The organism is Pseudomonas acericola (SeqCode) (assembly GCF_053456465.1).
The window spans coordinates 49035-69462 of sequence record NZ_JBRFJB010000006.1 but is presented as its reverse complement, the minus strand read 5'-3'; the positions used below and the strand labels follow the sequence as shown (position 1 = coordinate 69462).

The following is a 20428-nucleotide window of genomic DNA, read 5'->3' as shown; positions in this document are numbered from 1 at the left end:
TCGCGGCAAGGATTATTCTTCCTTGCCTTTGTTGCGCACGGCGCGGTGCAGCTCGCGATTGGAGTCGCGTTCGCGCTCGGTATCGCGCTTGTCGTATTCCTTCTTGCCCTTGCCCAGTGCGATTTCGCACTTGACCAGGTGCTTGCTCCAGTACCAGGACAGGCAGACGCAGGCATAGCCTTTCTGCTGTACGGCAGCGGCGAGCTTTTCCAGTTCGCGCGCATTGAGCAATAGCTTGCGTGTGCGCACCGGGTCGGCAATCACGTGGGTGCTCGCGGTGGTCAGCGGGGTGATATGACTGCCCAGCAGCCACGCCTCGCCATCCTTGAGCAGCACGTAGCTGTCAACCAGTTGCAGCTTGCTGGCACGCAGACTCTTTACTTCCCAGCCGGCCAGGACCAAGCCAGCCTCGAACCGATGTTCGATGAAGTAATCGTGTCGCGCCTTTTTGTTTTGCGCGATGGTCCCTGTGGGGTGTTTCTTTTGTTTAGCCATAGGGGCGGCATTATAGGGAGTTGCGAGCGTGTCGGCTACGGTCAACCTACGTGCTTGAGCGTGTTGGATGAATCCCGGACAATACGGGCAGTTCTTTGGTTTTTTTCTCTCGCGGATCGGCCTGTTGTTTCGCGATGTTTTGCCTCAGCAGTGGAAATAACGCTCACATGACGACGCACATTCAACGTTCGGCCCTGCTGCCCTATCCAGCGCAGGCGCTCTATGACCTGGTCAACGACGTGGCGCGTTACCCGGAATTCTTGCCGTGGTGTTCGGCCGCCGAGGTGCTGGAAAGCAGTGATGAGCACATGGTGGCCAGTGTTGGCGTGGCGAAGGGCGGGATTGGCCAGCACTTTGTTACGCGCAATGTCTTGGTGCCTGGGAAATCCATTGAGATGAATCTGCAGGAAGGGCCGTTTACCCAGCTTCACGGTGTGTGGGTATTCAAGGCGCTGACTGACAAGGCATGCAAGATCAGCCTGGATCTTTCCTTTGATTACGCCGGGCCGCTTGTGCGCGCGACGTTGGGACCTTTGTTCAATCAGGCGGCGAATACCCTGGTGGATGCGTTCTGCCAGCGCGCCAAGCAATTGCATGGTTGAGATTGAAGTGGTGTATGCCGCCGAGGATCGCCAGGTGTTGCGAGTGGTGGCGGTGCCGTCGGGCACCAGCCTGCGGGCGGCGGTGCAGGCATCGGGGATTGCGGCGCAGTTTCCTGAGGTGATGCTGGCGGAGTGTCCCTTGGGGATCTTTGGCAAGGTGGTTGCCGACCCTGAGATTCGGGCTGTGCAGGCAGGTGATCGGATTGAGATCTACCGGCCCTTGCTGGCGGACCCAAAGGAGGTGCGCCGGTTGCGTGCCGCCAAGGCTGCCTTGGCCAAGCAACAGAATTCCTAGGCTTGCCAAATGGCAGGTAACAAAAAGCCCGGCATGCCGGGCTTTTTGTTGAGCGCCGCAAACTTACTGCGGGCTGGTGTCCAGAGGCTGCGGCGTCGGAACTGGAACAGTTTCCACGCCGTCGACGTCTTTCTGGATCTTGTCGAGCAGGGAGCCCGGCTTGGCCGGTACTTCGGACTTCGGCTTCTCGCCTTCCTGCGCCGGGGCAGTCGGGGTGGTGCCGTTGTCCTTGCCGAGCAAGGCTTCATCACGGCTTACACCGGGCATGAAGTCGCCGGACAGGCTCACAAGCTGGTCATTGCCATTAAAAATGACGCTGACGCGTTCCTGTTGGCGTTCACCGCCACCAGGCTGGATGCTGTAGAGATAATCCCAGCGATCAGCATGGAAAGTGTCGGTCAGCAGGGGGTTGCCCATGATAAACCGTACTTGCCGTCGGGTCATTCCCGGGCGTAACTGGTCTATCATGTCCTGCGTGACGACATTGCCCTGCTGGATGTCGATTTTGTAAACCCCGGGGAATGAACAACCGGCGAGTGCGAGCAGTCCCACAAAGGTGAAACTGGTTAGCAAGAGCTTGGTGTTTTGCATCGGTGGGCGACTTCCACTATCTTGGCTGGGACAACGTAAACGCCGATCATACCCGTATTAAGAGAAGCTGCGAAGCAGCATCCGCGAGAAAGCTAACCATGGTTGAAAATAGCGAACTACGCAAAGCCGGTCTTAAAGTGACTCTGCCACGAGTCAAGATTCTACAAATGCTCGATTCTGCTGAGCAGCGCCACATGAGTGCCGAAGATGTCTACAAGGCGCTGATGGACTCAAACGAAGACGTTGGCCTGGCCACGGTTTACCGTGTACTGACCCAGTTTGAAGCCGCAGGGCTGGTGGTTCGTCACAATTTCGACGGTGGTCATGCGGTGTTTGAACTGGCCGACGGTGGTCATCACGACCACATGGTTGACCTGGATACCAATGAGGTTATCGAGTTCACCAGCCCGGAAATCGAAGCGCTGCAGCACAAGATTGCTGAGGAGCATGGCTTCGATTTGGTTGACCACAATCTTGTGTTGTACATCCGTAAGAAAAAGTAAAAACAGCGCAGATTTGCCCTGTGAAACGATCGAAGGCGACCCTAGGGTCGCCTTCGTGCTTTCTATATAAGAGTAAAAACGTCAGATCAGGCCTTTGACGCCACCACCATTTTCTTCGCGTGTGCCAACGACTCTTTGGTCAAATCGATGCCACCGAGCATCCGCGCTACCTCTTCCACGCGTTCCGACTTGTTCAGCTTGGACACGGCCGTGTGTGTCGCATCACTGCCGCGCACTTTATGTACAAACAGGTGTTGATGCCCTTGGGCTGCTACTTGTGGCAAGTGCGTGACCGTCAGTACTTGGCCGCGATCCCCCAGGCGACGTAACAACTGGCCGACAATTTCCGCCGTCGGCCCGCCAATGCCCACGTCCACTTCATCGAACACCAGCGTTGGTACGCGGGACGTTTGTGCGGTAATGACCTGGATCGCCAGGCTGATTCGCGACAGCTCACCACCGGACGCCACTTTTGCCAGTGCCTTGAGCGGTTGACCAGGGTTGGCGCTGACCAGCAGCTCTACCTGTTCGAGGCCGTGGGGTTGTAGTTCGTTGTTGGCATTGGCCCGCAGCTCAATGGTGAAACGCCCGCCAGGCATGCCCAGTCGCTGGATTTCCTGTTCCACGGCGCTGGCGAGACCACTGGCGGCCTGTTGGCGCAGGTCGCTCAGTTCTCGTGCCTTCTCTTGGTAGTGACGGGCAAAAGCAGCAAGCTCATCGGCAAGGCGCTCAATGGATTCGTCATTGGCATTCAGGGTTTCGATTTCATCCAGCAGTTTCTGCTGCATCGTCGCCACTTCGGTGGGTTGGATTCGATGTTTGCGCGCCAGGGTGTAGATAGTGTCCAGGCGCTCTTCGATTTCCTGTAGTCGTGCCGGGTCGGCGTCGAAGTGATCCAGAAAGCGATTCAGCTCGCCAACGGCTTCCTCGACCTGGATCTGCGCGCTAGTCAGCAGGGTGGTCGCTTCGTTCAAGGAGCCAGAGGCATTGTTCACGCTGGACAGGCGATTGAGGCTGGCGGTCAGCGCATTGAGCACGTTGCCGGAATCGCTCTCGCTGCATTGCTCGACCACCTGGCGGCAAATGCCCAGCAGGGTTTCGGCGTTGGTCAGGTTCTTGTGTTCCTGCTCAAGCTGTTCCAGCTCGGTTTCGCCTAGGCCCAGGCTTTCGAGCTCTTCCAGTTGATAGCTGAGCAGTTGGTGGCGAGCGCGCTGCTCGTCGCCGGAATTGGAGAGGCGTTCCAGTTCCTGGCGCGTCTGGCGCCAGCGCTGGGCGGCCAACTGGACTTGGCGCGCAAGGTCGGTGGCGCCGGCGTATTCGTCGAGTAGGCGGCGGTGAGTGTCGGTTTTCAGCAGGGATTGGTGTTCGTGCTGGCTGTGGATGTCGATCAGCAACTCGCCCAGGGCTTTCAAGTCGCCAAGGGGGCAGGGCGTGCCGTTGATGTAGCCGCGGGAGCGGCCTTCGGCGGTGATGACCCGGCGCAGGATGCACGGGCCGTCGTTATTCAGGTCGCGTTCGGCGAGCCAGGCTTCGGCTTCTGGGATGTCCGCCAGGTCGAAGGTCGCCAGGATGTCGGCCTTGTCTGCGCCTGGGCGCACAACGCCGCTGTCGGCGCGGTCGCCGAGGGTAAGGCCCAGGGCGTCGAGCATGATCGACTTGCCAGCGCCGGTTTCGCCTGTGATTACGCTCATCCCGCGATCCAGTTCGAGATCCAGGTGTTCGACGATGGCGTAGTTATGTACAGACAGGTGCACGAGCATGACGGCCGCTCCCAGGCGTTAGGTCTGGTTATTTATACAGTGTTTTGTTCTGGGCTGACAATCCTGGCGCTTAGGTCGATTTGCTTGAATGGCTTATTTTTTTAGCGCAATAAGGAATGACCGTGCAGGAATTGATCCGGGACACACGAAAGACTTTTGGTAGTGCTTGCGCTCTTGAACCTGGAAATTGTGGCCCCATATACCGGAACAGAAGCGCGAGTTGAGTTCGCGCATGATTTTGAAAGGAGAAAACTATGGCTGACGAACAGACGCAGGATACGCAAACTCCAGACGCTAATGCGGCTGCCGGCGATGACATGGCAACTCGTGTGCAAGTGCTCGAAGAGCAATTGGCCGCTGCGAATGATCAGGCTTTGCGTGTTGCCGCCGATCTGCAGAACGTCCGCCGCCGTGCCGAGCAGGATGTAGAAAAGGCCCACAAGTTCGCACTGGAAAAATTCGCCGGTGACTTGCTGCCGATCATCGACAGCCTGGAGCGTGGCCTTGAGTTGTCCAACGCGGACGACGAAAACATCCGCCCAATGCGCGAAGGGATCGAACTGACCCTGAAAATGTTCCAGGACACCCTGAAGCGTTATCAGTTGGAAGCGGTTGATCCACAAGGCGGCGAGCCGTTCAACGCTGAGCATCACCAGGCCATGGCCATGCAGGAAAGCCATGACCTTGAGCCGAACAGCGTGCTGAAGACGTTCCAGAAGGGTTACCTGCTCAACGGTCGCTTGCTGCGCCCGGCAATGGTGGTGGTGAGCAAGGCTCCTGCACCCGTTGCACCTTCTATTGATGAGCAGGCTTGAAATCCGCCGCAAGGCCCCCATTTATAAGTCAAGCGTTTAAGTGCTACCGCAGTTAGCCACAACTGCTGCGGCAACCAAATTCAAGTTTCGGGAGAGTAAATCATGGGCAAAATTATCGGTATCGACTTGGGGACCACCAACTCGTGTGTCTCCGTTCTGGAAAACGGTAAAGCTAAAGTTATCGAAAACGCCGAAGGCGCGCGTACCACGCCGTCGATCATTGCTTACGCCAATGACGGTGAGATTCTGGTAGGTCAGTCGGCCAAGCGCCAGGCTGTAACCAACCCGCACAACACCCTGTACGCAGTAAAACGTCTGATCGGTCGTAAGTTCGACGAAGAAGTCGTACAGAAAGACATCAAGATGGTTCCGTACAAAATCGCCAAGGCTGACAACGGCGACGCCTGGGTTGAAGTGAACGGCCAGAAAATGTCCGCTCCACAGATCTCGGCTGAAGTCTTGAAAAAGATGAAGAAGACTGCTGAAGACTACCTCGGTGAGCCAGTGACCGAAGCGGTGATCACCGTTCCGGCCTACTTCAACGACAGCCAGCGCCAGGCGACCAAAGACGCCGGCCGCATCGCGGGCCTGGACGTAAAACGTATCATCAACGAACCAACCGCAGCTGCTCTGGCTTACGGTATGGACAAGGCCAAAGGCGACCACACTGTGATCGTTTATGACCTGGGTGGTGGTACTTTCGACGTCTCCGTGATCGAGATCGCTGAAGTTGACGGCGAGCACCAGTTTGAAGTGTTGGCCACCAACGGCGACACCTTCCTGGGTGGTGAAGACTTTGACATTCGTCTGATCGACTACCTCGTCGACGAATTCAAGAAAGAAAGCGGCATGAACCTCAAAGGTGACCCGCTGGCGATGCAGCGCCTGAAAGAAGCTGCTGAGAAAGCCAAGATCGAACTGTCGTCCAGCAATGCGACCGACGTGAACCTGCCGTACATCACTGCAGATGCCACCGGTCCTAAACACTTGAACGTGAAGATTTCTCGCGCCAAGTTGGAATCGCTGGTTGAAGACCTGGTTCAGCGCACCATCGAGCCTTGCCGCATTGCTCTGAAAGACGCCGGTATCGACGTTGGCGCGATCAACGACGTGATCCTGGTGGGCGGTCAGACCCGTATGCCACTGGTTCAGCAGAAAGTCACCGAGTTCTTCGGCAAGGAAGCACGTAAAGACGTGAACCCGGACGAAGCGGTTGCCATGGGTGCTGCTATCCAGGGCGCGGTATTGGCCGGCGACGTGAAAGACGTGCTGCTGCTGGACGTCAGCCCGCTGACCCTGGGTATCGAAACCATGGGTGGCGTGATGACCGCGCTGATCGAGAAAAACACCACGATTCCTACCAAGAAATCGCAAGTGTTCTCGACTGCCGATGACAACCAGGGCGCTGTGACCATTCACGTGCTGCAAGGTGAGCGCAAACAGGCTGCCCAGAACAAGTCCCTGGGCAAGTTCGACTTGGCTGAGATTCCACCAGCACCACGTGGCGTGCCACAAATCGAAGTGACCTTCGACATCGACGCCAACGGCATCCTGCACGTCGGCGCGAAAGACAAGGCCACTGGCAAAGAGCAGAAGATCACGATCAAGGCCAACTCCGGTCTGTCTGATGAAGAAATTCAACAGATGATTCGTGATGCAGAAGCCAACGCTGATGCGGATGCCAAGTTTGCAGAATTGGCTGGCGCCCGTAACCAAGGTGATGCCCTGGTTCACTCGACGCGCAAAATGGTTGCTGATGCAGGCGACAAAGTGACTGCCGAGGAGAAGGCCGCGATTGAAGCTGCCGTGGTTGCCCTGGAAGCCGCCATCAAAGGCGACGACAAGGCTGCCATCGATGCCAAGGTTGAGGAGCTGTCGAAAGTCTCCGCGCCGGTTGCTCAGAAAATGTACGCCGAGCAAGGCCAGCCAGCAGACGGTGCAGCGCAACAGGCAGAGCCTGAAGCCAAGCACGACGACGTTGTCGATGCCGAGTTCGAAGAAGTCAAAGACCAGAAGTAAGTTGGTCGCCCGGTTGACCGCTATCAAGCGGTGACTGGTAGGATGTCGCCGCGCGGGAGCTTGCTCCCGCGTTGGCGTGTCTGGGGTATGGGAATTTTTACAGCATGCGACAGCGTTCGGGTGCTGGCGGTTTGATCGGGAATGCTCCTGCTTTCCGAGCAGTAATTACCGCATTTTTGGCCGGGTACCTGGCTAAAAGTAGTAATGACCAGGATCGTTGAATTGACGTGAGTTGGGTCCGGGCCTGTATTGGGGCTCAACGAGTTTGGCAGGGCTCAGGAGGGTCTGGCCGAACGTCCTTAAGAGTGCAAAGACTTATGGCAAAGCGTGACTATTACATTGTGTTGGGTGTGGAGCGCAGCTCCAGCGAGGCGGACCTGAAGAAGGCTTACCGTCGCCTGGCGATGAAGCATCACCCGGACCGTAACCCGGATAGCAAAGAATCCGAAGAGCTGTTCAAAGAGGCCAACGAGGCCTACGAATGCCTGTCTGATCCCAACAAGCGTGCGGCCTACGACCAGTACGGCCATGCGGGTGTCGATCCAAGCATGGGTGGCGGTGGCGCCGGTTTTGGCGGTCAGAATTTCTCCGATATCTTCGGCGATGTCTTCAGTGACTTCTTCGGTGGTGGCCGTGGTGGCCAGCGTGGTGGCGCCCAGCGTGGCAGCGACTTGCGCTACACCCTGGAGCTGAACCTGGAAGAAGCCGTGCGCGGCACCAGCGTCAACATTCGCGTGCCGACGCTGGTCAACTGCAAGCCGTGCGATGGTTCGGGCGCGAAGAAAGGCTCCTCGCCGATCACCTGCCCGACGTGTGGCGGTATTGGTCAAGTGCGTATGCAGCAAGGCTTCTTCTCGGTGCAGCAGACCTGCCCGCGTTGTCATGGTCAGGGCAAGATCATTTTCGATCCGTGCGACTCTTGCCACGGCGAAGGTCGCGTCGAAGAGTACAAGACCCTTTCGGTGAAAGTGCCGGCGGGCGTCGATACTGGTGATCGCATCCGTCTGTCGGGCGAAGGCGAGGCGGGTACCCAGGGCGGGCCTACGGGCGACCTGTACGTGGTGATCAATGTGCGCGAGCACTCGATCTTCCAGCGTGACGGCAAGCACCTGTTCTGCGAAGTGCCGATCAGCTTTGTCGATGCGGCGCTGGGTGGTGAGTTGGAGATTCCGACCCTTGATGGTCGTGTGAAGCTCAAGATCCCTGAGGGTACCCAGACCGGCAAGCAGTTCCGTATCCGTGGCAAAGGCGTTGCGCCGGTGCGCGGTGGCGGTGCTGGCGACTTGATGTGCCGTGTGGCGATCGAGACACCGGTCAACCTGAACCGTCGTCAGCGCGAACTGCTTGAGGAGTTCCGCAGTTCGTTGGCAGGTGATGATTCCCACTCGCCGAAAACCACCGGCTTTTTCGATGGTGTGAAGCGCTTTTTCGGCGACCTGTAAGGAATGAGTATGCGACGTATAGCCGTGATGGGCGCTGCTGGGCGCATGGGCAAGACGCTGATCGAAGCGGTGCAACAGCGCTCGCCGGTCTCCGGGCTGACGGCGGCGATCGTTCGCCCTGGCAGCACGTTGATCGGTGCGGACGCCGGTGAGTTGGCCTCGTTGGGGCGTATCGGTGTGCCGTTGTCGGGCGACCTGGTGCTGGTGGCCGATGAGTTTGACGTGCTGATCGACTTCACGCTGCCGGACGTGATGCTGAAGAACCTGGCGTTCTGCCGCAAGGCGGGCAAGGCCATGGTTATCGGCACCACAGGCTTGAGCGCTGAGCAAAAGCAGTTGCTGGTGGAGGCGGGCAAGGATATTCCTGTCGTGTTCGCTGCCAACTTCAGTGTCGGCGTGAACCTGTCGCTCAAATTGCTGGATCTGGCAGCGCGCGTGTTGGGCGATGAGGCGGATATCGAGATTATCGAGACCCATCACCGTCACAAGATCGACGCGCCGTCGGGCACTGCGCTGCGCATGGGTGAGGCGATTGCCGATGCGTTGGGTCGTGACCTGTCGAAGGTCGCGGTGTACGGCCGCGAAGGCCATACCGGCGAGCGCGCGCGTGACACCATTGGTTTTGCGACCGTGCGCGGTGGTGATGTGGTGGGTGATCACACCGTGCTGTTCGCCACCGAAGGCGAGCGCCTGGAAATCACGCACAAGGCGTCCAGTCGCATGACCTTTGCCAAGGGTGCGGTACGTGCTGCGCTGTGGTTGGAAGGTCGCGAGCCGGGCCTTTACGACATGCGCGATGTGCTGGATCTGCACTAATCAGTAGCTAAAAAGGGGCCTCAGGATTATCCTAAGGCCCCGTTTTTACCCGCTAAGCGACGTCCTGTCGCATTCCTCTGCCTTTTCGGCTCATTAGCGGTGGACCAAAAAAGCCTTTTTCTGTAAGCTACAGCTTTAGTGTGTCCACTAAAAGCGCGCAGAATAATTCAGTGAAGAAGCGGGGTGACGTGTCCATACGTCACTCCGCTTTTTTACAACCTGCGATCGCCCTTTCAGGCTTTATTTACGGGAGGTCTTCTTGACTAAGCCAGCCATACTCGCCCTTGCTGATGGCAGCATTTTTCGCGGCGAAGCCATTGGAGCCGACGGTCAGACCGTTGGAGAGGTGGTGTTTAACACCGCCATGACCGGCTATCAGGAAATCCTTACCGATCCTTCCTACGCCCAACAGATCGTTACCCTGACCTATCCGCACATCGGCAACACCGGTACTACACCGGAAGACGTCGAGTCTGATCGTGTCTGGTCCGCCGGCCTGGTGATTCGTGACCTGCCACTGGTTGCGAGCAACTGGCGTAACACGATGTCGCTGTCCGATTACCTGAAAGCCAACAACGTTGTGGCGATCGCTGGTATCGATACGCGCCGCCTGACACGCATCCTGCGTGAAAAAGGCTCGCAGAACGGCTGCATCATGGTCGGTGACAACATTTCCGAAGCGGCAGCGATTGCTGCAGCGCAGGGCTTCCCAGGCCTGAAAGGCATGGACCTGGCGAAAGTCGTCAGCACCAAGGAATCCTACGAGTGGCGCTCCACTGTCTGGGACTTGAAGACCGACAGCCACGCGACCATCGAAGCCGCTGACCTGCCATACCACGTTGTGGCCTACGACTACGGCGTCAAGTACAACATCCTGCGCATGCTGGTCGAGCGCGGTTGCCGCGTGACCGTGGTGCCGGCGCAAACCCCTGCCAGCGACGTGCTCGCCCTGCAACCGGACGGCGTGTTCCTGTCCAACGGCCCGGGCGACCCTGAGCCGTGCGACTACGCCATCCAGGCGATCAAGGAAGTGCTGGAGACCGAGATTCCGGTATTCGGTATCTGCCTCGGTCACCAACTGCTGGCCCTGGCCTCCGGCGCCAAGACCCTGAAAATGGGTCACGGCCATCACGGTGCCAACCACCCTGTGCAGGATCTGGACACCGGCGTCGTCATGATCACCAGCCAGAACCACGGTTTTGCGGTGGATGAAGCGACCTTGCCGGGCAATGTCCGCGCCATTCACAAGTCGCTGTTCGACGGTTCCCTGCAAGGCATCGAGCGCACTGACAAGAGCGCGTTCAGCTTCCAGGGCCACCCTGAAGCGAGCCCGGGCCCGAACGACGTAGCGCCGCTGTTCGACCGTTTCATCAATGAGATGGCCAAGCGACGCTGACTGAGCGGCTTGCGGGCGGCCCCGAGCTTCGGTGGCCCCCGCAGGCACTTCAAGGATTGTTCAAGACGGCTTGCCGACTGACCTGCGGATTTGAGTGACAAACCCATGCCAAAACGTACAGACATAAAAAGCATCCTGATTCTCGGCGCTGGCCCGATCGTGATCGGCCAGGCTTGCGAATTCGACTACTCCGGCGCCCAGGCTTGCAAAGCCCTGCGCGAAGAGGGTTACCGCGTCATCCTGGTGAACTCCAACCCGGCCACCATCATGACCGACCCGGACATGGCCGACGCCACCTACATCGAACCGATCAAATGGCAGACCGTTGCCAAGATCATCGAGAAGGAGCGCCCGGACGCGCTGCTGCCAACCATGGGCGGCCAGACCGCCCTGAACTGCGCCCTGGACCTGGAGCGCGAAGGCGTCCTGGAAAAGTTCGGCGTAGAGATGATCGGCGCCAACGCCGACACCATCGACAAGGCTGAAGACCGTTCGCGTTTCGACAAGGCGATGAAGTCCATCGGCCTGGCGTGCCCGCGTTCCGGCATCGCCCACAGCATGGAAGAAGCCAATGCGGTCCTCGAGACCCTGGGCTTCCCGTGCATCATCCGTCCATCCTTCACCATGGGTGGCACCGGTGGTGGCATCGCGTACAACCGTGAAGAATTCGAAGAAATCTGCGCCCGTGGCCTGGACCTGTCGCCGACCAAAGAGCTGCTGATCGACGAATCCCTGATCGGCTGGAAAGAATATGAGATGGAGGTTGTCCGCGATAAGAAGGACAACTGCATCATCGTCTGCTCCATCGAAAACTTCGACCCGATGGGCGTGCACACCGGTGACTCGATCACCGTGGCTCCGGCGCAGACCCTGACCGACAAGGAATACCAGATCCTGCGTAACGCCTCCCTGGCGGTATTGCGCGAGATCGGCGTGGAAACCGGTGGTTCCAACGTTCAGTTCGGCATCTGCCCGGACACCGGCCGCATGGTCGTGATCGAGATGAACCCGCGTGTATCCCGCTCGTCGGCCCTGGCTTCGAAAGCCACCGGCTTCCCGATCGCCAAGGTCGCGGCCAAGCTGGCGGTGGGTTACACCCTGGACGAGCTGTCGAACGACATCACCGGTGGCAAGACCCCGGCGTCCTTCGAGCCGTCCATCGACTACGTTGTGACCAAGCTGCCACGTTTCGCCTTCGAGAAGTTCGCCAAGGCTGACGCACGCCTGACCACGCAGATGAAATCCGTAGGTGAAGTCATGGCCATCGGCCGGACTTTCCAGGAATCCCTGCAGAAAGCCCTGCGCGGCCTGGAAGTCGGCGTTTGCGGCCTGGACGAGAAGCTCGACCTGAGCAACCCGGAAAGCATGAGCGTGCTCAAGCGCGAACTGACCGTGCCGGGCGCCGAGCGTATCTGGTACGTGGCTGACGCCTTCCGTGCCGGCATGACCGTCGAAGACATCTTCGGCATGAACATGATCGACCCGTGGTTCCTGGTACAGATCGAAGATCTGATCAAGGAAGAAGAGAAGGTCAAGACCCTGGGTCTGGCCAGCATCGACCGCGACATGATGTTCCGCCTCAAGCGCAAGGGTTTCTCCGACCAGCGCCTGGCCAAGCTGCTGGGTGTGACCGAGAAGAACCTGCGCACCCATCGCCACAAGCTGGATATCTTCCCGGTCTACAAGCGCGTTGACACCTGCGCCGCCGAGTTCTCCACCGACACCGCATACCTGTACTCTACCTACGAGGAAGAGTGCGAAGCTGCGCCGTCGGGTCGCGACAAGATCATGATCCTGGGCGGCGGTCCAAACCGTATCGGCCAAGGCATCGAGTTCGACTACTGCTGCGTACACGCCGCTCTGGCCCTGCGCGCAGACGGGTACGAGACCATCATGGTCAACTGCAACCCGGAAACCGTTTCCACCGACTACGACACCTCCGATCGCCTGTATTTCGAGCCAGTGACCCTGGAAGACGTGCTGGAAATCGTGCGCGTCGAGAAGCCGAAAGGCGTGATCGTCCAGTACGGCGGCCAAACCCCGTTGAAACTGGCTCGCGCCCTTGAAGCCGCTGGCGTACCGATCATCGGTACCAGCCCTGACGCCATCGACCGTGCCGAAGACCGTGAGCGCTTCCAGCAAATGGTTGAGCGCCTGAATCTGCGTCAGCCGCCAAACGCCACCGTGCGCAGCGAAGACGAAGCCATTCGTGCAGCCAGCAAGATCGGTTACCCGTTGGTGGTGCGTCCGTCCTACGTACTGGGCGGTCGTGCGATGGAAATCGTCTACGAAGAAGAAGAGCTCAAGCGTTACCTGCGTGATGCTGTGAAAGTGTCCAACGACAGCCCGGTGCTGCTGGACCACTTCCTCAACTGCGCCATTGAAATGGACGTGGACGCTGTCTGCGACGGTACTGACGTGGTGATCGGCGCGATCATGCAGCACATCGAACAAGCGGGCGTTCACTCCGGTGACTCCGCGTGCTCGCTGCCGCCGTACTCGCTGCCGCTGCACATCCAGGACGAGATGCGCGAGCAGGTCAAGAAGATGGCTCTGGAGCTGGGCGTGGTCGGTCTGATGAACGTACAGTTGGCGCTGCAAGGCGAAGACATCTACGTCATCGAAGTCAACCCGCGCGCTTCGCGTACCGTGCCGTTTGTTTCCAAGTGCATCGGTGTGTCCCTGGCCATGATCGCTGCCCGCGTGATGGCCGGTAAGACCCTGAAGGAAATCGGCTTCACCAAGGAAATCATTCCAAACTTCTACAGTGTGAAAGAGGCGGTGTTCCCATTCGCCAAATTCCCTGGTGTGGACCCGATCCTGGGCCCAGAGATGAAGTCCACCGGTGAAGTGATGGGCGTGGGCGATACCTTCGGTGAAGCGTTCGCCAAGGCTCAGATGGGCGCCAGCGAAGTGCTGCCGACCGGCGGTACTGCGTTTATCAGCGTGCGTGATGACGACAAGCCACTGGTTGCAGGCGTAGCCCGTGATCTGATCAACTTGGGCTTCGAAGTCGTGGCCACCGCCGGGACCGCCAAGCTGATCGAGGCTGCCGGCCTGAAAGTGCGTCGCGTGAACAAAGTGACGGAAGGCCGTCCGCACGTGGTCGACATGATCAAGAATGACGAAGTCACCCTGATCATCAACACCACCGAAGGTCGCCAGTCGATCGCGGATTCCTACTCCATTCGCCGTAACGCCTTGCAGCACAAGATCTACTGCACCACCACCATTGCTGCTGGCGAAGCCATCTGCGAAGCGCTCAAGTTCGGTCCTGAAAAAACCGTGCGTCGCTTGCAGGATCTACACGCAGGATTGAAGGCATGACCAAATACCCAATGACCGTCCAGGGCTTCAAGGCCCTGGAAGAGGAGCACGCCCACCTGACCAAGGTCGTACGTCCAAAGCTGAGCCAGGACATCGGTACGGCCCGCGAGCTGGGTGACTTGAAGGAAAACGCCGAATACCACGCTGCTCGTGAGCAGCAGGGTATGGTCGAGGCGCGGATCCGTGATATCGAAGGCCGCCTGCAGAACGCGGTGGTCATCGATGTGACGACCATTCCGAAGACGGGCAAGGTGATTTTCGGCACCACCGTGGAAATCGCCAACGTCGAGACTGACGAAAGCGTGGTTTACCACATCGTTGGTGAAGATGAAGCTGACTTCAAACTCGGCAAAATCTCCGTCGGCTCGCCGCTCGCTCGCGCCTTGATTGCCAAGGAAGAGGGTGATGTGGTGGCCGTCAAGACGCCGGGTGGCGTGATCGAGTACGAGATTGTTGAAGTTCGTCACGTCTGAAAGGCGGCGCCCGCTTCGCGCGGGCGCTATGCTTTGGCAGCTCTCCCAGATGCTCTGGGTGGGCGGCCTGTGGTTGTTGCACATTGGTGTTTTACCGGCGCTGGGCCTGATTGGCCTGGCACCGTTGCTGATCGATGAGATCGGCGGATTACTGAGTGCGCTGCTGGTGGGTTTTGCGGCGGCGTGCGTGACACTCCAGACGCTGGTGCTGGTCAAGGCCGAAGGCTGGGGGAGTTTGTGGCGGGATATTCGCGGCCAACTGCTGTTGATGGCGCTGTATGCGTGTGCAATGTTCTGCATCGTGCATGTGTGGCTGCCGGAAGCGTTGCGCTGGCAGTTGTTCAGCTATCTTGTACTGGGGTTCTCTGGCTTGGTGCTGGTTGTACAGCCTGCGCCGGGATGGAGTGGCAGGGCGCGCGAAGCACGCCCGTGACCCTTTGAATCATTTGAAGCGATGAACGTTCGACAGTTGCTTGTTGACGCTGAAATTCTTGCGATACAGCAGCGCCATCTTGCCGATGACCTGAACCAGGTCCGCTTTGCCCACCTTGCACAGTTCTGCAATGGCGGCCAGGCGCGCTTCGCGGTCAAGGATGTTGACCTTGATCTTGATCAGTTCGTGATCGCCCAATGCGCGTTCAAGTTCGGCTAACACACCTTCAGTCAAACCGTTGTCTGCCACAATCAGAACTGGTTTCAGATGGTGGCCAATGGATTTGTACTGTTTCTTCTGCTCTTGAGTGAGCGGCATAATCTGACCCCTGCGTCTGATCTTGTAAAAAGCGGCGGCCAGTTTACCCGAGCGAGTCCGGGACCGCCCAGTTAATCACGACCCGTTTTATTTTCGAGGTGGCCCGTGGCCCGTTCCAAAACTAGCCTTAAGTGGCTGCAAGAGCATTTCAACGACCCTTACGTCAAAAAGGCGCAGAAGGACGGCTACCGTTCCCGCGCCAGTTACAAGCTGCTGGAGATCCAGGATAAGGACAAGCTGATTCGTCCAGGCATGAGCGTTATCGACCTTGGTGCCGCCCCCGGTGGTTGGTCCCAGGTGACCAGTCGTCTGATTGGTGGGCAAGGTCGTCTTATCGCTTCCGACATCCTGGAGATGGACAGCATCCCGGACGTGACCTTTGTTCATGGTGACTTTACCCAGGACACGGTGCTCGCCGAAATCCTTGAGGCTGTGGGAAATTCGCAGGTAGACCTTGTGATTTCCGACATGGCCCCCAATATGAGTGGATTACCGGCCGTCGATATGCCGCGTGCAATGTTCCTTTGCGAGCTGGCGCTGGATTTGGCGGGTCGGGTATTGCGCCCCGGTGGCGATTTCCTGGTGAAAGTCTTCCAGGGCGAAGGTTTCGACGAGTACCACAAGAACATACGCAAGTTGTTCGATAAGGTGCAGACGCGTAAGCCAGACTCGTCCCGGGACCGCTCCAGGGAACAATACCTGCTGTGTCGCGGCTTCCGTGGCGTCGAAGGTGCGACGAGCGAAGAGCGTTTTTAAGAAAGCCGAGGAAGGCGATAGGTTTTTTTATGTCGCTTTCGTCACGAAGCTTTACGAATATTGTGTAGTCAAAGTTTCACAAAGGGTTACAGACGGCGCCTGCCAGAGTTGTAGGTAATGTAGTAAGTTAGGCCGGTGAATATCATGCGAAGCGCGCGCCAGTAGCGGAGCTTGCTTCAGAGGGTAGTTAATTGAACGATATGGCAAAGAATCTGATCCTGTGGTTGATCATCGCAGCTGTCCTGGTGACGGTGATGAACAACTTCTCCAGCCCTAACGAGCCGCAGACCCTCAACTACTCCGACTTCATCCAGCAGGTCAAGGATGGCAAGGTCGAGCGTGTAGCGATTGATGGCTTTGTGATCAACGGCAAGCGCAACGATGGCGATAGCTTCAAGACCATTCGCCCGAATATCCCGGATAACGGCCTGATTGGCGACCTGGTGGACAACCATGTCGTTGTCGAAGGCAAGCAGCCAGAGCAGCAGAGCATCTGGACGCAACTCTTGGTGGCCAGCTTCCCGATCCTGGTGATTATCGCCGTGTTCATGTTCTTCATGCGCCAGATGCAAGGTGGTGCGGGAGGCAAGGGCGGGCCGATGAGCTTTGGCAAGAGCAAGGCGCGCCTGCTTTCCGAAGACCAGGTGAAAACGACCCTGGCTGACGTCGCAGGTTGCGATGAAGCCAAGGAAGAAGTGGGTGAGCTGGTTGAATTCCTGCGCGATCCGGGCAAGTTCCAGCGCCTGGGTGGCCGTATTCCTCGCGGCGTGCTGATGGTGGGCCCACCGGGTACCGGTAAAACCTTGCTGGCCAAGGCGATTGCCGGCGAAGCCAAGGTGCCTTTCTTCACTATTTCCGGTTCTGACTTCGTCGAGATGTTCGTCGGTGTGGGTGCCAGCCGTGTTCGCGACATGTTTGAGCAGGCCAAGAAGCACGCGCCTTGCATCATCTTCATCGATGAAATCGACGCCGTTGGTCGCCATCGTGGCGCTGGCATGGGCGGTGGTCACGATGAGCGTGAGCAGACGCTCAACCAGTTGCTGGTAGAGATGGACGGTTTCGAGATGAATGACGGCATCATCGTCATCGCCGCAACCAACCGTCCTGACGTATTGGACCCTGCATTGCTGCGTCCAGGTCGTTTCGACCGCCAGGTGGTGGTCGGCTTGCCGGACATCCGTGGTCGCGAGCAGATCCTCAAAGTTCACATGCGCAAAGTGCCAATGGGCGACGACGTGGCTCCGGCCGTGATTGCCCGTGGTACTCCAGGCTTCTCTGGTGCTGACCTGGCCAACCTGGTGAACGAGGCCTCGCTGTTTGCGGCCCGTACCGGCAAGCGCATCGTGGAAATGAAAGAATTCGAACTGGCAAAAGACAAGATCATGATGGGCGCCGAGCGCAAATCCATGGTCATGTCCGAGAAAGAGAAGCAGAACACCGCTTATCACGAAGCCGGTCACGCCATTGTGGGTCGCGTTGTGCCTGAGCATGATCCGGTCTACAAGGTGTCGATCATTCCTCGCGGTCGGGCATTGGGTGTCACCATGTTCCTGCCGGAAGAGGATCGCTACAGCCTTTCCAAGCGCGCACTGATCAGTCAGATCTGCTCGCTGTACGGCGGTCGCATTGCGGAAGAAATGACCTTGGGCTTTGACGGTGTGACCACCGGTGCCTCCAACGACATCATGCGTGCCAGCCAGATTGCACGAAACATGGTGACCAAGTGGGGTCTGTCGGAAAAGCTCGGTCCATTGATGTATGCCGAGGAAGAAGGTGAAGTGTTCCTGGGGCGTGGTGGTGGCGGTCAAAGCGCAAGCTTCTCCGGCGAGACAGCCAAGCTGATCGACTCCGAAGTGCGTAGCATCATTGACCAGTGCTACGGCACGGCCAAGCAGATCCTGACCGACAATCGCGACAAGCTGGATGCGATGGCAGATGCGCTGATGAAGTATGAAACCATTGATGCCGATCAGATCGACGACATCATGGCTGGCCGCGCCCCGCGTGAACCGCGCGATTGGGAAGGTGGCTCTGGTACTTCCGGTACGCCGCCAGTGGCTCAGAATGAGCGCCCGGAAACCCCGATCGGCGGCCCTGCGGCTGACCATTAAGGTTTGAAATGACTTCTGTGTTGTCCTCCACCCGGTTGCCTTGCGGCAATCGGGTTCTTGATTTGGCCCATACGCACGTGATGGGTATTCTTAATGTAACCCCCGATTCCTTTTCCGACGGTGGCCGCTTCAGTCAGCTTGATGCTGCCTTGCGCCATGCGGAGGCGATGGTGGCCGCTGGGGCGACGTTGATTGATGTGGGTGGTGAATCCACTCGTCCCGGCGCTCGTGTGGTTTCTCCTTTGGAGGAGCTGGAGCGGGTTGCGCCAATTGTTGAGCGTATCGCCCGAGAGCTGGATGTGATCATCTCGGTTGATACGTCTACCCCGGCGGTGATGCGTGAAACTGCGCGCCTTGGGGCTGGGCTGATCAACGATGTGCGCTCATTGCAGCGTGATGGTGCCCTGGATGCGGCAGCAGCTACCGGTTTGCCGGTGTGCCTGATGCATATGCTGGGGGAGCCTGGGAATATGCAGGACAGCCCGCATTACGATGATCTCGTTGGCGAGGTGAGTGGTTTCCTGGCTGAAAGGATCGCCCAGTGCGCCAATGCGGGGATTGCTGCCGAGAAAATCATCCTTGATCCCGGGTTTGGTTTTGCCAAGACCCTGCAACATAATCTGAGTTTGTTTAAACACATGGAGTCCCTCCATGATCTTGGTCGCCCCCTGTTGGTTGGGGTTTCGCGCAAGAGCATGATAGGGCTGGCATTGAGTCGTCCAGTGGGTGAGCGGTTGTACGGTGGCCTGGCGCTTGCGGCGCTTGCCGTGACCAAGGGCGCGCGCATCTTGCGCGTACATGACGTTGCCGAGACGGTCGATGTGGTGCGCATGCTTGCCGCTGTAGAATTCGCCGAATAAGAATGATGGAGCACTTATGACTAAAAAATACTTTGGTACCGACGGTATCCGTGGTCGGGTCGGCGAGTTTCCGATTACCCCTGATTTCATGCTCAAGCTGGGTTGGGCGGCAGGCATGGCGTTCCGCAGCATGGGCGCGTGCCGCATCCTGGTGGGCAAGGACACCCGGATTTCGGGCTATATGTTTGAGTCGGCGCTGGAGGCGGGTCTGTCTGCCGCCGGTGCTGATGTGATGTTGCTGGGGCCGATGCCGACGCCTGCGATCGCCTACCTGACGCGTACCTTTCACGCTGAAGCCGGTATCGTGATCAGTGCTTCGCACAATCCCCATGATGACAACGGCATTAAGTTCTTCTCCGGTCAGGGCACCAAGCTGCCTGACGAAATCGAGCTGATGATCGAAGAGTTGCTGGATGCGCCGATGACCGTGGTCGAGTCCAGCAAATTGGGCAAGGTGTCGCGCATCAACGACGCCTCTGGCCGCTACATCGAGTTCTGCAAGAGCAGCGTGCCGACCAGCACCAATTTTGCCGGGCTGAAAATCGTCGTCGATTGCGCCCATGGTGCGACCTACAAGGTGGCGCCAAGTGTCTTCAAGGAACTGGGCGCGGATGTCACCGTGTTGTCGGCTCAGCCTGATGGTTTGAATATCAACGAAAACTGCGGTTCCACTCATATGGAGCAGTTGCAGGCCGCTGTCCTGGCCAAGCATGCCGACCTCGGCATTGCCTTTGATGGCGATGGCGATCGCGTGTTGATGGTCGACCACACGGGCGCTGTGGTCGATGGTGATGATCTGCTGTTCATTATTGCGCGCGACTTGCATGAGCGTGACAAGCTGCAGGGTGGCGTTGTCGGTACGTTGATGAGTAATCTGGGGCTGGAGCTGGCCTTGGGTGATCTCGGCATACCGTTCGTTCGTGCCAATGTGGGTGACCGCTACGTGATCGCCGAGCTGCTGGAGCGCAACTGGCAGGTCGGTGGCGAGAACTCCGGGCATGTGGTCTGCTTCCAGCACACCACCACAGGCGATGCAATTATCGCTGCGCTGCAGGTTTTGCTGTCGTTGCGTCGTCGTGAAGAGAGCCTCGCTCAGGCGCGTCAGGCGTTGCGCAAGTGTCCGCAGGTGCTTCTCAATGTGCGCTTTGCGGGCGGCGAAAACCCGATCGAGCACCCGGCTGTCAAAGAGGCCTGCGAGCGCGTAACGCTAGCAATGGCGGGGCGTGGGCGCGTATTGCTGCGCAAGTCCGGTACAGAGCCTCTGGTGCGTGTCATGGTCGAAGGTGACGATGAAACACAGGTTCGCGAGCATGCCGAAAGCCTGGCAAAACTGGTAAGTGAAGTTTGCGCCTGAATTCGGCTTGCCAGTGATGATGTGGTTGGGTAACATCTGCGCCCACTTTGACCGACGAGGTA

Annotated in this window: 19 protein-coding genes; 15 read left to right on the top strand and 4 right to left on the bottom strand. The window is 58.3% G+C overall.

The window, feature by feature from the left end; translation table 11 throughout:
* Nucleotides 1–12 precede the first annotated feature (12 nt).
* A complete protein-coding gene (gene smpB / locus ACU688_RS21590) occupies nucleotides 13–495 on the bottom strand; it encodes an SsrA-binding protein SmpB (RefSeq protein WP_014719962.1) in 483 nt (160 codons plus the stop codon).
* A 167-nt stretch (nucleotides 496–662) separates the two neighbouring features.
* Here smpB and ACU688_RS21585 point away from each other — a divergent pair, with 167 nt between their 5' ends.
* Together ACU688_RS21585 and ACU688_RS21580 are read left to right on the top strand one after the other, a co-directional pair.
* A complete protein-coding gene (locus tag ACU688_RS21585) occupies nucleotides 663–1097 on the top strand; it encodes a type II toxin-antitoxin system RatA family toxin (RefSeq protein ID WP_017735533.1) in 435 nt (144 codons plus the stop codon).
* Nucleotides 1090–1392, top strand: a complete 303-nt coding sequence (locus tag ACU688_RS21580; protein WP_448186334.1) for an RnfH family protein — start codon at nucleotides 1090–1092, stop codon at nucleotides 1390–1392. The genes ACU688_RS21585 and ACU688_RS21580 overlap by 8 nt, the downstream gene beginning before the upstream one ends.
* 63 nt (nucleotides 1393–1455) lie before the next feature.
* Here the strand turns inward: ACU688_RS21580 and ACU688_RS21575 are convergent, their stop codons facing one another.
* Nucleotides 1456–1983: an outer membrane protein assembly factor BamE gene (locus ACU688_RS21575; RefSeq protein ID WP_017735535.1), complete on the bottom strand. Its 528-nt coding sequence runs from the start codon at nucleotides 1981–1983 to the stop codon at nucleotides 1456–1458.
* Between the two features lie 98 nt (nucleotides 1984–2081).
* Here ACU688_RS21575 and fur point away from each other — a divergent pair, with 98 nt between their 5' ends.
* Nucleotides 2082–2486 carry a ferric iron uptake transcriptional regulator gene (fur, locus tag ACU688_RS21570; RefSeq protein ID WP_124527768.1) on the top strand — a complete coding sequence of 135 codons (405 nt, stop codon included), beginning with the start codon at nucleotides 2082–2084 and terminating at the stop codon, nucleotides 2484–2486.
* 86 nt (nucleotides 2487–2572) lie between these two features.
* On the opposite strand, the gene recN is transcribed toward fur, so the two are convergent.
* Complete coding sequence (gene recN / locus ACU688_RS21565; RefSeq protein WP_448186333.1) at nucleotides 2573–4246, bottom strand: DNA repair protein RecN; 1674 nt, start codon at nucleotides 4244–4246, stop codon at nucleotides 2573–2575.
* Nucleotides 4247–4500: 254 nt separating this feature from the next.
* On the opposite strand from recN, the gene grpE reads away from it, so the two are divergent.
* The 8 genes from grpE (at nucleotide 4501) to ACU688_RS21525 (ending at nucleotide 14967) form a co-directional block, all read left to right on the top strand.
* A complete protein-coding gene (gene grpE, locus ACU688_RS21560) occupies nucleotides 4501–5061 on the top strand; it encodes a nucleotide exchange factor GrpE (RefSeq protein ID WP_124527766.1) in 561 nt (186 codons plus the stop codon).
* Nucleotides 5062–5163: 102 nt separating this feature from the next.
* Nucleotides 5164–7080, top strand: coding sequence for a molecular chaperone DnaK (gene dnaK, locus ACU688_RS21555; RefSeq protein ID WP_448186332.1), 1917 nt, complete (start codon nucleotides 5164–5166; stop codon nucleotides 7078–7080).
* A 317-nt stretch (nucleotides 7081–7397) separates the two neighbouring features.
* Nucleotides 7398–8522, top strand: a complete 1125-nt coding sequence (gene dnaJ, locus ACU688_RS21550; RefSeq protein WP_448186331.1) for a molecular chaperone DnaJ — start codon at nucleotides 7398–7400, stop codon at nucleotides 8520–8522.
* Between the two features lie 9 nt (nucleotides 8523–8531).
* The gene (gene dapB / locus ACU688_RS21545) at nucleotides 8532–9338 is read left to right on the top strand and encodes a 4-hydroxy-tetrahydrodipicolinate reductase (protein WP_448186330.1); all 807 of its coding nucleotides are present in this window, start codon (nucleotides 8532–8534) and stop codon (nucleotides 9336–9338) included.
* Between the two features lie 259 nt (nucleotides 9339–9597).
* On the top strand, nucleotides 9598–10734 hold the full coding sequence (gene carA, locus ACU688_RS21540) for a glutamine-hydrolyzing carbamoyl-phosphate synthase small subunit (RefSeq protein ID WP_257780015.1): 1137 nt from the start codon (nucleotides 9598–9600) through the stop codon (nucleotides 10732–10734).
* Between the two features lie 105 nt (nucleotides 10735–10839).
* Nucleotides 10840–14061, top strand: a complete 3222-nt coding sequence (gene carB, locus ACU688_RS21535) for a carbamoyl-phosphate synthase large subunit (RefSeq protein WP_257780016.1) — start codon at nucleotides 10840–10842, stop codon at nucleotides 14059–14061.
* A complete protein-coding gene (greA, locus tag ACU688_RS21530) occupies nucleotides 14058–14534 on the top strand; it encodes a transcription elongation factor GreA (RefSeq protein WP_124527760.1) in 477 nt (158 codons plus the stop codon). The genes carB and greA overlap by 4 nt, the downstream gene beginning before the upstream one ends.
* A 28-nt stretch (nucleotides 14535–14562) precedes the next feature.
* A complete protein-coding gene (locus ACU688_RS21525; protein ID WP_448186329.1) occupies nucleotides 14563–14967 on the top strand; it encodes an MFS transporter in 405 nt (134 codons plus the stop codon).
* A gap of 9 nt (nucleotides 14968–14976) precedes the next feature.
* On the opposite strand, the gene ACU688_RS21520 is transcribed toward ACU688_RS21525, so the two are convergent.
* On the bottom strand, nucleotides 14977–15285 hold the full coding sequence (locus ACU688_RS21520; protein WP_017139256.1) for a YhbY family RNA-binding protein: 309 nt from the start codon (nucleotides 15283–15285) through the stop codon (nucleotides 14977–14979).
* Between the two features lie 105 nt (nucleotides 15286–15390).
* Between ACU688_RS21520 and rlmE the strand changes: the two genes are divergently transcribed.
* The 4 genes from rlmE to glmM all read left to right on the top strand — a co-directional run bounded on the left by rlmE (nucleotide 15391) and on the right by glmM (nucleotide 20366).
* A complete protein-coding gene (rlmE, locus tag ACU688_RS21515; RefSeq protein WP_017735545.1) occupies nucleotides 15391–16041 on the top strand; it encodes a 23S rRNA (uridine(2552)-2'-O)-methyltransferase RlmE in 651 nt (216 codons plus the stop codon).
* Between the two features lie 200 nt (nucleotides 16042–16241).
* On the top strand, nucleotides 16242–18152 hold the full coding sequence (ftsH, locus tag ACU688_RS21510; RefSeq protein WP_448186328.1) for an ATP-dependent zinc metalloprotease FtsH: 1911 nt from the start codon (nucleotides 16242–16244) through the stop codon (nucleotides 18150–18152).
* Nucleotides 18153–18160: 8 nt separating this feature from the next.
* Nucleotides 18161–19012: a dihydropteroate synthase gene (gene folP / locus ACU688_RS21505; RefSeq protein WP_448186327.1), complete on the top strand. Its 852-nt coding sequence runs from the start codon at nucleotides 18161–18163 to the stop codon at nucleotides 19010–19012.
* Between the two features lie 16 nt (nucleotides 19013–19028).
* Nucleotides 19029–20366: a phosphoglucosamine mutase gene (glmM, locus tag ACU688_RS21500; protein WP_448186326.1), complete on the top strand. Its 1338-nt coding sequence runs from the start codon at nucleotides 19029–19031 to the stop codon at nucleotides 20364–20366.
* The last annotated feature ends 62 nt before the right edge of the window (nucleotides 20367–20428 follow it).

What these genes read in the sequence shown, in the direction of transcription:
- folP (WP_448186327.1), top strand. Translation starts at nt 18,161, where the DNA reads ATGACTTCTGTGTTGTCCTCCACCCGGTTGCCTTGCGGCAATCGGGTT.
- fur (WP_124527768.1), top strand. Translation starts at nt 2,082, where the DNA reads ATGGTTGAAAATAGCGAACTACGCAAAGCCGGTCTTAAAGTGACTCTG.
- recN (WP_448186333.1), bottom strand. Translation starts at nt 4,246, where the DNA reads ATGCTCGTGCACCTGTCTGTACATAACTACGCCATCGTCGAACACCTG.
- greA (WP_124527760.1), top strand. Translation starts at nt 14,058, where the DNA reads ATGACCAAATACCCAATGACCGTCCAGGGCTTCAAGGCCCTGGAAGAG.
- dnaJ (WP_448186331.1), top strand. Translation starts at nt 7,398, where the DNA reads ATGGCAAAGCGTGACTATTACATTGTGTTGGGTGTGGAGCGCAGCTCC.
- ACU688_RS21520 (WP_017139256.1), bottom strand. Translation starts at nt 15,285, where the DNA reads ATGCCGCTCACTCAAGAGCAGAAGAAACAGTACAAATCCATTGGCCAC.
- ACU688_RS21525 (WP_448186329.1), top strand. Translation starts at nt 14,563, where the DNA reads ATGCTTTGGCAGCTCTCCCAGATGCTCTGGGTGGGCGGCCTGTGGTTG.
- dapB (WP_448186330.1), top strand. Translation starts at nt 8,532, where the DNA reads ATGCGACGTATAGCCGTGATGGGCGCTGCTGGGCGCATGGGCAAGACG.
- ftsH (WP_448186328.1), top strand. Translation starts at nt 16,242, where the DNA reads ATGGCAAAGAATCTGATCCTGTGGTTGATCATCGCAGCTGTCCTGGTG.
- carB (WP_257780016.1), top strand. Translation starts at nt 10,840, where the DNA reads ATGCCAAAACGTACAGACATAAAAAGCATCCTGATTCTCGGCGCTGGC.
- grpE (WP_124527766.1), top strand. Translation starts at nt 4,501, where the DNA reads ATGGCTGACGAACAGACGCAGGATACGCAAACTCCAGACGCTAATGCG.
- smpB (WP_014719962.1), bottom strand. Translation starts at nt 495, where the DNA reads ATGGCTAAACAAAAGAAACACCCCACAGGGACCATCGCGCAAAACAAA.
- ACU688_RS21585 (WP_017735533.1), top strand. Translation starts at nt 663, where the DNA reads ATGACGACGCACATTCAACGTTCGGCCCTGCTGCCCTATCCAGCGCAG.
- glmM (WP_448186326.1), top strand. Translation starts at nt 19,029, where the DNA reads ATGACTAAAAAATACTTTGGTACCGACGGTATCCGTGGTCGGGTCGGC.
- dnaK (WP_448186332.1), top strand. Translation starts at nt 5,164, where the DNA reads ATGGGCAAAATTATCGGTATCGACTTGGGGACCACCAACTCGTGTGTC.
- ACU688_RS21575 (WP_017735535.1), bottom strand. Translation starts at nt 1,983, where the DNA reads ATGCAAAACACCAAGCTCTTGCTAACCAGTTTCACCTTTGTGGGACTG.
- ACU688_RS21580 (WP_448186334.1), top strand. Translation starts at nt 1,090, where the DNA reads ATGGTTGAGATTGAAGTGGTGTATGCCGCCGAGGATCGCCAGGTGTTG.